The sequence below is a fragment of the Streptococcus pseudopneumoniae genome (genome assembly GCF_001070815.1).
Taxonomy (GTDB): domain Bacteria; phylum Bacillota; class Bacilli; order Lactobacillales; family Streptococcaceae; genus Streptococcus; species Streptococcus pseudopneumoniae_P.
Genome location: NZ_JVLX01000043.1, coordinates 1 through 484 on the forward strand (window position 1 = coordinate 1; position 484 = coordinate 484).

Here is a 484-nt window from a genome sequence, read left to right on the forward strand (position 1 = left end):
AGAGTACTTGGTTTGGGACCAAGGTGTCGCAGGTTCGAATCCTGTCTTCCCGATACATGGCGGTGTAGCTCAGCTGGCTAGAGCGTCCGGTTCATACCCGGGAGGTCGGGGGTTCGATCCCCTTCGCCGCTATAATGATCTTGTTGGACCTTTAGCTCAGCTGGTTAGAGCTCTCGGCTCATAACCGAGTGGTCGTAGGTTCAAGTCCTACAAGGTCCATTTGAATAGTATGGAGGATTACCCAAGTCCGGCTGAAGGGAACGGTCTTGAAAACCGTCAGGCGTGTAAAAGCGTGCGTGGGTTCGAATCCCACATCCTCCTTTTGTATTAACGCGGGATGGAGCAGCTCGGTAGCTCGTCGGGCTCATAACCCGAAGGTCGTAGGTTCAAATCCTGCTCCCGCAATAAGGCTCGGTAGCTCAGTTGGTAGAGCAATGGATTGAAGCTCCATGTGTCGGCGGTTCGATTCCGTCTCGCGCCATTT

5 tRNA genes are annotated in these 484 nt (G+C 53.7%); all 5 read left to right on the forward strand.

Annotated features, from left to right (window positions below):
* Positions 1-58 precede the first annotated feature (58 nt).
* The 5 genes from ADG81_RS05030 to ADG81_RS05050 all read left to right on the forward strand — a co-directional run bounded on the left by ADG81_RS05030 (position 59) and on the right by ADG81_RS05050 (position 481).
* Positions 59-132: transfer RNA gene (locus ADG81_RS05030), tRNA-Met, on the forward strand.
* A gap of 13 nt (positions 133-145) precedes the next feature.
* Positions 146-219 (forward strand) — tRNA-Ile (locus ADG81_RS05035).
* Between the two features lie 12 nt (positions 220-231).
* Positions 232-321: transfer RNA gene (locus tag ADG81_RS05040), tRNA-Ser, on the forward strand.
* 10 nt (positions 322-331) lie between these two features.
* Positions 332-405, forward strand: a tRNA-Met gene (locus ADG81_RS05045).
* 3 nt (positions 406-408) lie between these two features.
* Positions 409-481 (forward strand) — tRNA-Phe (locus ADG81_RS05050).
* Positions 482-484: the final 3 nt, after the last annotated feature.